Source organism: Mycobacterium gastri (genome assembly GCF_002102175.1).
Lineage (GTDB): Bacteria > Actinomycetota > Actinomycetes > Mycobacteriales > Mycobacteriaceae > Mycobacterium > Mycobacterium gastri.
Map to the genome: position 1 here is coordinate 61,295 of NZ_LQOX01000146.1, position 13,202 is coordinate 74,496.

Annotated in this window: 12 protein-coding genes and 1 pseudogene; 7 read left to right on the forward strand and 6 right to left on the reverse strand. The window is 66.0% G+C overall.

What is annotated here, in order from left to right:
* Positions 1 to 289 precede the first annotated feature (289 nt).
* From AWC07_RS23835 to pgi, 3 genes are read left to right on the forward strand one after another with little or no spacing between them, the layout of a single operon-like run.
* Entirely contained in the window at positions 290 to 601 is a 312-nt protein-coding gene (locus AWC07_RS23835) for a chorismate mutase (protein ID WP_051508234.1), read from the forward strand.
* A gap of 57 nt (positions 602 to 658) precedes the next feature.
* A complete protein-coding gene (locus AWC07_RS23840; protein WP_036418612.1) occupies positions 659 to 1,639 on the forward strand; it encodes an esterase family protein in 981 nt (326 codons plus the stop codon).
* A 53-nt stretch (positions 1,640 to 1,692) separates the two neighbouring features.
* Positions 1,693 to 3,357: a glucose-6-phosphate isomerase gene (gene pgi, locus AWC07_RS23845; RefSeq protein WP_085105260.1), complete on the forward strand. Its 1,665-nt coding sequence runs from the start codon at positions 1,693 to 1,695 to the stop codon at positions 3,355 to 3,357.
* 45 nt (positions 3,358 to 3,402) lie between these two features.
* Here the strand turns inward: pgi and AWC07_RS23850 are convergent, their stop codons facing one another.
* The 5 genes and pseudogenes from AWC07_RS23850 to cobF form a co-directional block, all read right to left on the reverse strand.
* Positions 3,403 to 4,152 carry an SDR family oxidoreductase gene (locus AWC07_RS23850; protein WP_036419878.1) on the reverse strand — a complete coding sequence of 250 codons (750 nt, stop codon included), beginning with the start codon at positions 4,150 to 4,152 and terminating at the stop codon, positions 3,403 to 3,405.
* Between the two features lie 17 nt (positions 4,153 to 4,169).
* Entirely contained in the window at positions 4,170 to 4,658 is a 489-nt protein-coding gene (locus tag AWC07_RS29100) for a zinc finger domain-containing protein (protein ID WP_425271271.1), read from the reverse strand.
* Positions 4,659 to 4,790: 132 nt separating this feature from the next.
* Positions 4,791 to 5,195, reverse strand: a pseudogene (locus AWC07_RS29105) (DNA-formamidopyrimidine glycosylase family protein); the annotation flags it as partial.
* Positions 5,092 to 6,138: a PE family protein gene (locus AWC07_RS29425; protein ID WP_051508284.1), complete on the reverse strand. Its 1,047-nt coding sequence runs from the start codon at positions 6,136 to 6,138 to the stop codon at positions 5,092 to 5,094. The gene AWC07_RS29425 and the pseudogene AWC07_RS29105, both read right to left, overlap by 104 nt.
* Positions 6,139 to 6,277: 139 nt before the next feature.
* Positions 6,278 to 7,033: a precorrin-6A synthase (deacetylating) gene (gene cobF / locus AWC07_RS23865; RefSeq protein WP_036419873.1), complete on the reverse strand. Its 756-nt coding sequence runs from the start codon at positions 7,031 to 7,033 to the stop codon at positions 6,278 to 6,280.
* Positions 7,034 to 7,168: 135 nt separating this feature from the next.
* Here cobF and AWC07_RS23870 point away from each other — a divergent pair, with 135 nt between their 5' ends.
* The 4 genes from AWC07_RS23870 to AWC07_RS23885 all read left to right on the forward strand — a co-directional run bounded on the left by AWC07_RS23870 (position 7,169) and on the right by AWC07_RS23885 (position 11,686).
* Complete coding sequence (locus AWC07_RS23870; RefSeq protein ID WP_036419874.1) at positions 7,169 to 8,089, forward strand: AurF N-oxygenase family protein; 921 nt, start codon at positions 7,169 to 7,171, stop codon at positions 8,087 to 8,089.
* 248 nt (positions 8,090 to 8,337) lie between these two features.
* Complete coding sequence (locus AWC07_RS23875) at positions 8,338 to 9,324, forward strand: DUF4873 domain-containing protein (protein WP_244187685.1); 987 nt, start codon at positions 8,338 to 8,340, stop codon at positions 9,322 to 9,324.
* Between the two features lie 513 nt (positions 9,325 to 9,837).
* Positions 9,838 to 10,599, forward strand: a complete 762-nt coding sequence (locus tag AWC07_RS23880; protein ID WP_036419875.1) for an STAS domain-containing protein — start codon at positions 9,838 to 9,840, stop codon at positions 10,597 to 10,599.
* Positions 10,600 to 10,816: 217 nt separating this feature from the next.
* A complete protein-coding gene (locus AWC07_RS23885; RefSeq protein ID WP_036419876.1) occupies positions 10,817 to 11,686 on the forward strand; it encodes an LLM class flavin-dependent oxidoreductase in 870 nt (289 codons plus the stop codon).
* 3 nt (positions 11,687 to 11,689) lie between these two features.
* Here AWC07_RS23885 and AWC07_RS23890 read toward each other — a convergent pair whose 3' ends face one another.
* Positions 11,690 to 12,496: an enoyl-CoA hydratase/isomerase family protein gene (locus tag AWC07_RS23890; protein WP_036419877.1), complete on the reverse strand. Its 807-nt coding sequence runs from the start codon at positions 12,494 to 12,496 to the stop codon at positions 11,690 to 11,692.
* Positions 12,497 to 13,202 lie beyond the last annotated feature (706 nt).

The following is a 13,202-nucleotide window of genomic DNA, read 5'->3' on the forward strand; positions in this document are numbered from 1 at the left end:
TCGCGCTAATTTTCGCCAATCGAATCGACGCTTCGCCGCACACGGCGAACCCGCAGGACCGGGCACGGTCGATCGCCGGCAACATGCCGGCACGATCCCCGGGCCCACACCGGGAGCCGGTCTTTGCGCAGTCGCGGCCCTTGGTGGCACACTCGGTTGGTGCTCAACAGGCAGCGCCGATTTTTCTACGGGTACCCGCCAGCGGTGCCCGTGGTCTAGCTGCTTTCGCAGAGCCCCGTGGTCCGCTTCGGCGATCGGGGCTCGTCTCTTGTGTGAGGCCCGATACCGGATGAGACCAGAATCCCCACATCACGAGAACGCGGAGTCAGCGGAGATGAACACCGATACCCAACAGCTGCCGAGCATCGAGGAACTGCGCGAGGAGATCGACCGGTTAGACCGCGAAATTCTCGCCGCGGTCAAACGGCGCGCCGAAGTGTCCCAGGCGATCGGCAGAGTCCGGATGGCCTCCGGCGGCACCCGGCTGGTCCACAATCGCGAGATGCAGGTCATCGAGCGCTACAGCGAGCTCGGACCCGACGGTAAGCACCTGGCAATGCTGCTTTTGCGGCTGGGCCGGGGTCGTCTCGGTCACCAATAGGTCACATTTCTGCTGCTTATCGCTGATATCTTGGTTTCTGCGGTACATTCCGCCGAAATGGTTACAGCAAAGTCAGCTGGAGTTCTGCGACTGCGCCGTGCGATGGTCGTTTCGGCAACGGCATTACTCGCCCTGCTGGCAGTGCTGACAGTGCTGACTGTCGGCTCGGCCACCTCGTCCGCGTGGTCGCGGCGCGGCCTGCCGATCGAGTATCTGATGGTGCCGTCACCGTCGATGCACCGCCAGATCAAGGTGGAGTTTCAGGGCGGCGGCCCCCATGCGGTGTATTTGCTCGACGGCATGCTCGCCCGCGACGACTACAACGGCTGGGACATGCACCTGCCGGTGTTCGAATGGTTCGACCAATCCGGCCTGTCACTCGTCATGCCCGTCGGCGGCATGGCCAGCTTCTACTCCAACTGGTATCAGCCCGCGGCCGGCAACGGCGGGGTCTGGACCTACAAGTGGGAAACCTTCCTGACCGAAGAGCTGCCGCAGTGGCTGGCGACCAACAAGACGGTCAGCACTTCGGGAAACGCGGTGGTCGGTGCCTCGATGTCGGGTTCGGCGGCACTGATCCTGGCGGCCAAACATCCGCAGAACTTCGCCTACGCGGCCTCGATGTCGGGCTTTCTCACCCTGTCCGCCGGGCAATGGCCATCCTTGGTCAGTGCCGCGCAACTGGGCGCCGGCGGTTTTCGCTCCGAGGCGATGTGGGGCCCGCCTACCGACCCCGCCTGGGCGGCCAACGACCCGACAGTCAATGCGGCGACACTCGTCGCCAACAACACCCGAATCTGGGTGTATACCGGCAACGGCGGGCAATCCGATTTGCAGGCCGCCACCAAGTTGGATGCGAGCCTGCTGGAATCCGCCACGCGCATCAGCAACAAGATTTTCCAGGCCAGGTACAAAGCCAAGGGCGGGCACAACGGCGTGTTCAATTTCCCGGCCAACGGCACCCACACCTGGTCATTTTGGGGCGCGCAACTGCAGGCCATGCTGCCCGATCTCCAGCAGGTGCTGGGCACGGCTTAGATGGACGCGGCTCGCTCCGGCTAGCCCCGGTCCCGGAGCATTAGGGTCGAATCATGACCGCCGAGCCATCAATCCCCGACATCACCGCCGCCCCGGCGTGGGACGCCCTGCGCAAGCACCACGATCAGATCGGAGAAACTCACCTTCGGCAGTTGTTCGCCGACGATCCCGATCGCGGCCGCGATCTGACGATCGCTGTCGGCGACCTCTATATCGACTACAGCAAGCACCGCATCACCCGCGAGACGCTACGGCTGCTGACCGAGCTGGCCCGCGCGGCGAAACTGGAAGAGCGCCGCGACCAGATGTTCTCGGGCGCGCACATCAACACCTCCGAGGATCGCGCCGTCCTGCACACGGCGCTGCGGCTGCCCCGCGACACCGAGCTGGTTGTCGACGGCCGCAACGTCGTCCAGGACGTGCATGCCGTGCTGGATGCGATGGGCGACTTCACCGACCGGCTGCGCAGCGGGGACTGGACCGGAGCCACCGGCAAGCGGATCAGCACCGTCGTCAACATCGGAATCGGCGGTTCGGACCTGGGCCCGGTGATGGTGTACCAGGCGCTGCGTCACTACGCCGACGCCGGGATTTCGGCACGTTTCGTCTCCAACGTCGACCCGGCCGACCTCATCGCCAAACTGGTCGATTTAGACCCTGCCACAACACTTTTCGTTGTCGCATCGAAGACGTTCTCCACGCTGGAGACGCTGACCAACGCGACCGCCGCACGCCGCTGGCTCACCGACGCGCTCGGCGACGCCGCAGTGTCCAGGCATTTTGTCGCCGTCTCCACCAACAAGCGCCTGGTCGACGACTTCGGCATCAACACCGACGACATGTTCGGCTTTTGGGATTGGGTCGGTGGGCGGTATTCGGTCGATTCGGCAATCGGGCTGTCGGTGATGGCCGCCATCGGCCGAGAAGCCTTCGCCGACTTCCTCTCCGGATTCCATATCGTCGACGAACACTTCCGGACTGCGCCGCTGGAGTCCAATGCGCCTGCGCTGCTTGGTCTTATCGGCCTGTGGTACTCCAACTTCATGGGCGCGCAATCGCGTGCGGTGTTGCCGTATTCCAATGACCTGGCCCGCTTCGCTGCCTATTTGCAGCAGCTGACCATGGAATCCAACGGCAAGTCCACCCGGGCCGACGGCACCCCGGTGACCACCGACACCGGCGAAATCTTCTGGGGCGAACCGGGAACCAACGGCCAGCATGCCTTCTACCAACTGCTGCATCAGGGCACCCGGCTGGTGCCGGCCGATTTCATCGGCTTCAGCCAACCGCTCGACGACCTGCCGACCGTCGAGGGCACCGGCAGCATGCACGACCTGCTGATGAGCAACTTCTTCGCCCAAACACAAGTGCTGGCGTTCGGTAAGACCGCCGAGGAGATCGCCGCCGAGGGCACCCCCGCCGGCGTGGTGCCGCACAAGGTGATGCCCGGCAACCGGCCGTCCACCTCGATTCTGGCCAACCGGCTCACGCCGTCGGTGCTGGGACAACTGATCGCGCTCTACGAGCATCAGGTGTTCACCGAGGGTGTGGTGTGGGGGATCGACTCGTTCGACCAGTGGGGGGTGGAGTTGGGTAAGACGCAGGCCAAGGCGCTGCTTCCGGTGATCACCGGCGACGCCGCTCCCCCGCCGCAGTCGGACAGCTCGACCGACGCGCTGGTGCGTCGCTACCGCACCGAACGAGGCCGCGCCGGCTGACGATGCCGCCCCCGAAGAGCCGTCGTCAGATTCACTCTCGACGGTTCAGGCGAACAGCTTGGTCAGCGGCGGCGGCAGCACCCGCATCAACTGCGCCAGCGGCGCCCATGGCCACCACGGCACGGCGGCCCGTCCGGGCTCGCGTTCGATGGCGTCGACGAGTGCCTTGACGCCGGTTTCGTTGTCCACCATGAACATTGTGGACGCCGACTTGGCCGTCATCTCCGACTCGATGTAGCCGGGCTCGATCACCGAGATCTTGATGGGGCCCTTGGCGTACTCGGCGCGCAGCGATTCGCCCAGTGAGTTCAACCCGGCTTTGCTTGCGGCATAGGCGGCTTTGACGCCCGGCACGCCCGTGTTGCCCAGTACCGAGGAAATGAGCACCAAATGCCCCGAACCGCTGTCGGCGAACATCTCCAGCGCCGTTTCGATCTGCACCAGGGCGGCGACGAGATTAGTCTCGATGGTCGCCTTGTTGGCCCACAACTTGCCCGACCCCATCCTGGCGCCCTTGCCGATACCGGCGTTGACGATGACACGGTCGATACCGCCAAGCTCGTCGCTCAGCTCGGCGAATACTTTGGGCAGTTGCTCGTGGTCGTTGACGTCCAGGGCCGCCACGGCGATCTTGATGTTCGGATACCGTTGTGACAGTTCGGCTTTCAGCTCGTCGAGCCGGTCGGTGCGACGGGCGCACAGCGCCAGATCGCGGCCCTTGGCGGCGAACGCGCGGGCCATCCCGGCGCCCAGGCCGGAGCTGGCGCCGGTGATCAGGATTTTCCGGCGGGTCATCAGGGTGAGCATATCGGCTACTTCAGCAGCCGCGACATGCGCCGGTCGGCCAGCACCTTGCCGCCGGTCTGGCACGTCGGACAGTACTGAAAAGACTTGTCCGCGAACGACACTTCCCGCACGGTGTCGCCACACACCGGGCAGGGCAGCCCGGTGCGGGCGTGCACCCGCAGCCCGGAGCGCTTCTCCCCCTTGAGCGTTGCGGCGCCCTGGCCGACGGAGCGGTGCACCGCGTCGGACAGCACCGACACCATCGCGTCATGCAGGGTGGCCAGTTGTCCGGCCGACAGCTTGGCGGCGGTGGCGAACGGCGAGATCTTGGCGACGTGCAGGATTTCGTCGCTGTAGGCGTTGCCGATGCCGGCGATCACCTTCTGGTCGGTGATGACGGTCTTGATGCGTCCGGTATTGCTTGCCAGGAGCCCGGCCAGGTCTTCGGTGCCGAGTTGGAGCGCATCCGGTCCGAGCGCCGCGATACCGGGGACCTGCTTCGGATCGTCGACCAGCCAGACTGCCAGGCGCTTCTGGGTGCCGGCCTCGGTGAGGTCGAAACCCGGCGCATCGCCGGGGGCGCCGAGATGCACGCGTAGCGCGATCGGACCCTTGCCGGGCCGCAGCGGCGCCGCGGCCAGCTTGTCCGACCATCGCAACCAGCCCGCCCGTGACAGGTGAGCGATCAACCACAGCGGGTCCGCCCGTAGGCCCAGGTATTTTCCCCACCGGTCGGCCCCGGTGACGGTGTGGCCGTGCAGGGCGCTGACCGGCGGATCGAAGGTTTTCAGCACCGACAGCGCCACGACGTCGACGCGGCCGATCGGCAAACCGGCCGCGTGCCGGCGCAAATGGTCGACCAGCGATTCGATCTCGGGAAGTTCGGGCACCAGTTCAGTCTGCCGATGGCCGCGAGGGGTGTCTATCGGGCTGGTGGATCGCCAGCGATCAACCCGAATCGGCCACCCGCGGCAGCGCAACTTCTGGTGCCGCCGCTGCCCTGATGAATCCCCCGCTACCGGCCCAGCCGCCAGCCTCGCCACTCCCGCCATAGGCGACGCCACCGCTCGCCGACTGGCCGGCACCAAACAGTCCGCCGTTGCCGCCCGAGCCACCGTTGCCGAACAGTCCTACACCTGTCAGCGTTCCGAAGCGGTCTCCCGCTGACGCAGAATATGTCGGCGGTGTCGACCACGATGGACCCTCCGAACCCGCCGTTGCCTGTTGATGCGACCAACCCGCCGTTCTGCCTAGGGCAACTGCTTGCGCTGTGTCCACCGCCGGATCCGACCTGGCCGATGAGCCACACGGTGCCGCCGCCGGCGCCGCCGCTGCGCTCAGCCCCGATAAGGGCGCCGCTAATGGCGCTCCTGCCGTTGCCGCCGGCCCCACTTGCCCTACCGGCTCCGCCGGCTCGGCCGCCGCTGAGGCCGCTGTGGCCGCACTGCCGCCCGCCGGTGCCGCGGTCGCCATCCCGGCCGGCGGGACCGCCGCTGGCGTCGCGGTCACCCCAGTCGTGCTGGCGTTGCTTGGCGCAACGCTCAATCCCCCGTTGCTGCTGACCGCGGCGGGTACGACCGAGCCGCCAGCGCCGAACCGCCCGCCGGCGCCTTGTGGGGGCCCACCCACGGACCCATTCCCGACGACTGGGCTCGCGGTGGGCCCCGCGACGGCATCGGCAGCCAGGTTCTGCCGCTGTTGAAACGGCAGCACGTTGGCCGCCTCCGCGGCGGCGTACTGTCCGGCCCCGGCGGTCATGAGCTGCACGAACTGCTCGTGAAACAACGCCGCCTGCGCACTGAGCGCCTGATATGCCTGAGCGTGGGCGTCGAACAATGCCGAGACCGCAAACGACACCTCGTCGGCGCCCGCGGGTAGCACACCCGATATCGGGACCAGTGCCGCCATGTTCGCCTGGCTAAGCGTCGACCCGATACCTGCCAGATCGTTGGCCGCTGCAGCCACATACTCGGGCGCTGCGATCACCCACGGCATTTACGAACCTCCCCGTCACTGCACAGCCCCCGCCATCGCGAAGTGACGTGCGACACAATGCGGAGGTAACCGATGCTATCGCGAACCGGGGGCCTACTCGCACGCTTCTTGACAAACCATCAAGAAGTTCATTGTGGGCTTAATCTGGCGCGCCGTCAGAGACCCGCAATAAATAGGTATCCATGATCCAGCCATGCCGCGCCCGGGCCTCGGCACGCAGTGCCGCAATGCGGGCACCGACCTCGCCGACTGTGCCCGCCACCAGTAGTTCGTCGGCAGTACCCAGATAAGCGCCCCACCAGATGCGCGTCTGGGGCGGGCAGCGCTGAAACGAACAGTCGGCGTCGAGCATCACCACCGCCGAACCGGTGAATCCCCGCGCACGCAACTGCCTGCCGGTGGTGATGAGCACGGGAGCGCCGACGTCGTTGAGCGGGATGCGGTGCCGGGCGGTCAGCGCCTGGACCGCGGTGATACCCGGGACGACGTCGTAGCTGATGTCGACCTCGGCAGACACCGCTTCCAGAATGCGCAGCGTGCTGTCGTACAGCGACGGATCGCCCCACGCCAGAAAGGCGCCTACACCGTCGGGAGCCAGTTCGGCGGCGATGGCCGCCGCCCAGATGCGTGCGCGCGCCGCATGCCAGTCAACGACCGCTTGCCGGTAGTCGGTGTCGGTCGCACGCTCGGGGTCGGGCAGCTCGACGAATCGGTATCCCGGCTCCTGGATGAACCGCTCGCAGATCTTGCGCCGCAGCACCACCAGGTCGCTCTTGGTCTCGCCCTTGTCCATCGCGAAGAACACCTGCGTGTCGTTGAGCGCGTTGATCGCCTGCACAGTCAGGTAGTCGGGGTCTCCGGCGCCGATGCCGATGACGTGGATGTGCCGACCCATGCAACACAACGTAATTCAGATCTCGAAATGCCTACCCGAGACCTCCGGTACCTAGTACCCTGGGTATTGACTATCGAGTGTGACCTCCCTAACGTCTGAACCAGCCCCCTGAAGGGACATGAAGGGACGCCTACGATGACCACCGCGGTGAAGCCAAGTGGGCCCAAGTCAAGTGGACCCAGTCGTGAGGAGTTCTCAGAGCGGCTGCTCAAAGGCTCGGTCAAGAAGTCCTATGAGCCGGTCGTCGACATCGACTGGGATGCCCCGCTGGATCCGGACAAGTTCTACCTGCCGCCCAAACTCGTCTCGCTCTACGGCACCCCGATGTGGGACGAAATGACGCGCGAGCAACAAATCGAGCTGTCCCGCCAGGAACTGGTCAACACGCTCTCGGCCGGGATCTGGTTCGAGAACATGCTCAATCAATCGCTGTTGCGCACCATCCTGCACGAGGACCCGACCAGCCGGTCGACGCACTACAAGCTGACCGAGCTCGGTGACGAGACCCGTCACATGGTCATGTTCGGCAAAGCCATCGAGCGGATCGGCGCCAAGCCGGTGCGTCCGCGGCGGTTGCACCGGATGGTCATCAACGCGCTTCCGCTGGCCTTCCAGCGAGGTTCGATGCTGTGGGTGGCCGCCCTGATCGGCGAGGAGATCTTCGACTCGCTGCAACGACAGATGATGGACGACCCGGAACTGCAGCCGATTATCCAGCGGCTCATGCGGATTCACGTCACCGAAGAGGCCCGCCATATCCAGTTCGCGCGCGATGGCGCCCGCAAGCGGGTGGCCGAAATGCCGCGGCTCAACCGATGGTTCATGGCGAATATCAACGGCCTCGGCGGGTATTTCTTCCGGTACCTGTTCAGCAATCCGATCCCGTACGCGCGCACCGGCCTTGACCCGAAGCGGGCCCGTCTGACCGCGCGCAACAGCTTGCACCGCTACCAGATGCAGGTAACCGGATTCGCGCCGCTGGCAGCATTTTTGACCGAGGTGGGGCTGATGGGCCCGATCGCGCGCCGCGCCTGGAAGCGCAGCAAGTTTCTGTGATCCAAGCGCCCGCCCCGCACCACGTGGTCGTCATCGGCGGGGGTGCCCGCGGCCGGGACGCCAGGGCCGCGTTGGCGGCCGCCGGTGTCAGCGACGTCGTGGTCCTCGACAGCGCCGCCAGCCCCGCCGAGGAAGTGCCCGGTTCGGTGTTCGACGACGACACCGACACCTGGGCGGTACGCACCGGCGGCGAGGTTGTCCGAGGTCGCGTCGTCATCGCCGCCCACCGGCCGCCGTATGTCCCGTGGATACCGGATCTGCCCGGGCGCAACGACTTTGACGGCGAATCGTTTCATGCGGCGGCCTGGGACCCGGCCTTCGATGCCGCCGGCATGCGCATCGCCGCAGTCGGCATCGACACCGCTCTCGCCCATCACCTCGACCGGCTCGTGGAATCGGCGGACTCGGTCACCGTCGCCGCCCATGCACCGCGCCGCGTGGTCTCCGACCTGCCACTGCAGACCACCCGGGCCCGGCGATGGCTGCGTCGCCACCTGCGCCGCGGGCAGCCGCGGCGATCGGCCATGGTGGCCCCCTCGGCGATCGCGGCGCTGACGCCGTCGGGCGTCCGCACCAACGACGGTGTCGAGTACGGCGCCGACGCTGTCATCTACGGCACCGGGTTCGCCATTGCCGATCAGCTGCCCGAGCAGACGCTCGTTGGGGCACGTGGGGTGACCATCCGGCAGGCCTGGCACGACGGTATGGAGCCGTTTCTCGGTATTGCCGTGCACGGCTTTCCCAACTACTTCTTCATCTCCGGACCCGATGCCGCCAATTTCGCCGCGCAGCTCCACTACGTCGTCGAGTGCCTGGACCTGATGAACCGCACCGCCAGCACCCGTATCGAAGTGCTGCGCAGCACTCAGCAGGTATTCAACGAGCGCGCCCACTTGAAACCCGTCCAGGCGCAGCGGGTGTCGAGGGCGTTCGACCTGTCCGCCGACGCGCCCGACGACGACAGCTACGACGGGGCGGCGACATTGGAGCTGGCCGGAATCCGACTGCCGGTGCGGGTCCGCCTCGCCGGTCATCTCGATCCGATCGACGGCAATTACCACTGGCAGGGGACCGTCCTCGATCCCCTGCCACGCGACTCGCTCACCCAATCAAGGACCGCGACATTGACAGTCGGTGACCGCAGCGCTCCGGCCCGCATCGTGGAACAAACACCCTGGGGCACCCACTCCGTCGCGGGAGTCGGGGCACCACCGTACCCGTCAAGTAGCCGGTAGCAGCGGCTTCTCCCCCTTCGTTGCGCCGATTCGTGCCGCTCGACTCGGCAAATCCCGATAGGCTGAGTGCCTGCCAGACTAGAGGTTGACCGCGCACTATTGCGGGTAACCGCCCTGGGTGGCTGGTGCTGCGGCAGACGACGACACGGACGAGAGCGGCATGGTCGGCGAGGTAGCGTTCGGCTCTTGGAAGCGGCGGGGTACGGGGGTTTACCCGGCCCGCGCCCGACGATGCGCCGACGAGCGACCGCCACGACGAGTCACCCCTCGGTCCGGTGGCGCCACCGGCCCCTGCACAAATCGGGATACTTGGCCGAAGATGGAAGTCTCCGCCGCTAACGCGGGCGGCATCCTCAAGCACTCGCAGGGGCCAGTTCGAGGAGCAGGACATGGAACCGGACACAGGACGGACCTGGGAGGCCGGTTCATGACGTCCCGCCGTTGTGTCACCGGGCGTGCCGCCGCGAAGCGCAGGCCGCGGTTGGATGGGACGGCCCGGGAAGGTCAGCCGCGGTGAGCGCGGTCGCCAAGTCGACCTCGCTGGCCGTTGCCACTCGACTCGAGCAGTCGGTAGTCATGCTGGCAGTCGAGGGAGTGCTCGGCGCGGCCAACTCTGCGGCGCTGCGCGACAGCATCATGAAGGCGACACTCGACGAGCCGACCGCGGTGATCGTCAACGTGACCGGGCTGCAGGTTCCCGATGACGCGGCGTGGTCGGCTTTGATCGGCGCCCGCTGGCAGGCCGACACCCGGCTGAATGTTCCGATCGTGCTCGTGTGCGCCCATCGCCCCGGCCGGGACACGATCACCCGCTGCGGAGTCGCTCAATTCATGCCGGTCTATCCCACCGAGAAAGGGGCGATGAAGGCAGTCGGCCGGCTCGCGCGCCGCAACGTCCGCCATGCCCAGGCACAACTTCCCGCGCAATTGAACAGCCTTCGGCAATCGCGGCAACTGGTCCGCGAATGGCTCACCTCCTGGTCGAAGACCGGACTGATCCCCGTCGCATTGGTGGTGGTCAATGTGTTGGTGGAGAACGTGTTGAAGCACACCGGGAGCGACCCGGCGGTGCGGGTTTTCAGTGACGGCCCGACGGCGACGATCGCGGTCTCGGACAACAGCACTGCTCCCGCCGTGCGGCTGAAATCTCCGCCCAAGGGGATTGACGTTTCCGGCCTGGCCATTGTCGATGCGCTGTGCCGCGCGTGGGGCAGCACTCCCACGTCGTCGGGCAAGACGGTCTGGGCGATCATCGGCCCAGAAAACCAGCTGTAGTCGGTCTGCCTGCCGCAGCGGGGCACGGCGTCGCTGCGTCGCTACGTCGAGGGTGCGTCGGCGGTTTCGGGGGTGGTTGCCGGGCGGGCATCTCGCGTTCGCCCGGCCCGGACGGCATCGCCGGCGCCGGCGACGCACACTCGCCCACCCGCCCGGCGAGATGAGAACACGTTCTAGTATTCGGGCATGGCGCCCGTTCACGAGGGGTACGGATGACGTGCGGTTCAGCTACGCGGAGGCACTGACAGACCCGACGTTCTATATTCCGCTGGCTCAGGCGGCCGAAGCGGCCGGCTACAACAGCATGACGATCGCCGACAGCCTGGCCTACCCGTACGAGTCCGACTCGAAGTACCCCTATGTCCCCGACGGCAATCGGGAATTCCTGGAGGACAAGGAGGTCATCGAGACCTTCGTCCTGACGGCCGCGTTGGGCGCGGTGACCACGACGCTGCGGTTCAACTTCTTCGTGCTCAAGCTACCCGTCCGGCCGCCGGCGCTGGTCGCCAAACAAGTGGGTTCCCTGGCCGCGCTGATCGGCAACCGGGTGGGACTCGGCGTGGGCTCCAGCCCGTGGCCGGAGGATTACGAGCTGATGGGCATCCCATTTGCCAAGCGCGGCAAGCGAATCGACGAATGCATCGAAATCGTCAAAGGTCTCACCACCGGAGACTACTTCGAATTCCACGGCGAGTTCTACAACATCCCGAAGACGAAGATGACGCCGGCTCCCGCCCGGCCGATCCCGATCCTGGTGGGCGGCCACGCCGACGCCGCCCTGCGGCGCGCGGCCCGCCTGGACGGCTGGATGCACGGCGGCGGCACCAGCGTCGCAGAACTCGACCGACTTATCGCTCGGGTCAAGCGGTTTCGTGACGAGCAGAGGAAGACCGGCCCGTTCGAGATCCATGTGATCTCGGTGGACGCCTACACTGTGGACGGTATCAAGCGGCTCGAGGACAAGGGCGTCACCGACGTCATCGTGGGCTTTCGGTGGCCCTACACCAAGGGACCCGACACCGAGCCACTGGAGAGAAAGATCCGCCACCTGGAACGGTACGCGGAGAAAGTGATCGCGAAAGTCTAGGTCTCACATCGGATCCCATTTCGGGGCCCGTTTCTCCCGATGCGCCCTGGCGGCTTCGGCCGGATTGCCGGTGAAGCCGGTGAGCATCTGGGTGCGGTTCTCGATCTCTATGGCATGCCGCAAGCTGGGCGCATCCAGCGCGGTGTTGAGGCCGATCTTGGTCTGCCACACGCCGAAAGCATTGTTCTCGGCGATCTCGCGAGCCTTGGCCAGCGTCGCCGTCAACAGGTCGTCCGGCGCTACCACCTCGTGGACCAGCTTGATCCGATAGGCCTCGGCCGCGTCGATGATGCGTCCGGTCAGCATGAGTTCCCGCGCCACTCCGGCGCCGACGATTTTCGGCAGCAGGTAACTGGTGCCCATATCCATCGACGAGAAGCCGGCCTTGATGAACACCGAGCCGAACCGGGCGTGTTCGGAAGCGATCCGGATGTCGCAGTGCAGCGCGAAGGCCAGCCCGCCCCCGACGGCGGCACCGTTGACTGCGGCGATCACCGGGATGGGGAGCTCGTAGAGCCGCAGGTACAGATCGGCCAGCCGCACCTGGGAGTCGTAGTTGGCCTTGAATGCCGGGGTGGTCGGCTTGGCTTTCACCCACGGCTCGCCGGTGCCGCTGAGGTCGGCGCCGGCGCAGAATCCGCGTCCGGCTCCGGTGAGGATCGCCACCCGAAATTCGGCCCGGTTGAGCACGTCCAGCACGTCGTCCATCGCGTCGATCAGCGAGCCGTCAATGGCGTTCAACAGGCCGGGCCGATTCAAGGTGACCAGCGCGATGTCATCTTCGAGTCTCTGCAATTCGACTGCGGCCATACCCGCACCGCCGGCCTGGCATTAACAGGTCCGCGTCCAGGCAGCGGGACTTGCCCACAGCAGGTCGCGGTGCTGGGTACCAGGGCAAGCCAGGCGTTGTTGACGGATCGGTGTCTGTCATGCCGCGGATGGCTTATCGCTGGCCGTAGCGGAGCTGTGTGTCGGGCAAGGTGATCTGCGGCGCAAGGGTATTCGAGTGCGGCTTGGGAGTGGTGTCGGTCGGCCAGATCGGCGACCTCGGCGACCGGGCGAACCTCGTTGCCCGCCAACTTGGCCTACGTCGCAGCATTAATTTAGGCACAGTTCCCGTTGCGACAGAGGGGCTTTCCGATGTCGAGCCGGGGTCGCGCCAGTCACTTGAGCCACTTGAGTCTCGGGGGTGTCCGGATATGCAAAGTACTCAAAGTCACTTGAGTCACCGGGCGTTGGGGGTGGGCGTTGTGCCCGCCTATCCGCGACAAATCCGTTGCGCTGTGGGGGCTGTCGCGGATAGGTGGGCACTTCGGGTACCGGGTCTGTCTTGTGACTGGTGTGGTGGCCGCGGCGGTAGGCCCGGGTTGTTGTTCGCTGTGAGCGAAATGTGAAATCGGTTGTTCGGCAGTTGTTTTCAGGCCGGTTTTTGTCAGAGGTCGCCGATAGGTTAGGTGTCATGGATTGGGAGGCGATCACGGCGGCCTTTGACGGGTTGGATACGGCGCTGGATGGC

What these genes read in the sequence shown, in the direction of transcription:
- AWC07_RS23835 (WP_051508234.1), top strand. Translation starts at nt 290, where the DNA reads ATGAGACCAGAATCCCCACATCACGAGAACGCGGAGTCAGCGGAGATG.
- AWC07_RS23840 (WP_036418612.1), top strand. Translation starts at nt 659, where the DNA reads ATGGTTACAGCAAAGTCAGCTGGAGTTCTGCGACTGCGCCGTGCGATG.
- pgi (WP_085105260.1), top strand. Translation starts at nt 1,693, where the DNA reads ATGACCGCCGAGCCATCAATCCCCGACATCACCGCCGCCCCGGCGTGG.
- AWC07_RS23850 (WP_036419878.1), bottom strand. Translation starts at nt 4,152, where the DNA reads ATGACCCGCCGGAAAATCCTGATCACCGGCGCCAGCTCCGGCCTGGGC.
- AWC07_RS29425 (WP_051508284.1), bottom strand. Translation starts at nt 6,138, where the DNA reads ATGCCGTGGGTGATCGCAGCGCCCGAGTATGTGGCTGCAGCGGCCAAC.
- cobF (WP_036419873.1), bottom strand. Translation starts at nt 7,033, where the DNA reads ATGGGTCGGCACATCCACGTCATCGGCATCGGCGCCGGAGACCCCGAC.
- AWC07_RS23870 (WP_036419874.1), top strand. Translation starts at nt 7,169, where the DNA reads ATGACCACCGCGGTGAAGCCAAGTGGGCCCAAGTCAAGTGGACCCAGT.
- AWC07_RS23890 (WP_036419877.1), bottom strand. Translation starts at nt 12,496, where the DNA reads ATGGCCGCAGTCGAATTGCAGAGACTCGAAGATGACATCGCGCTGGTC.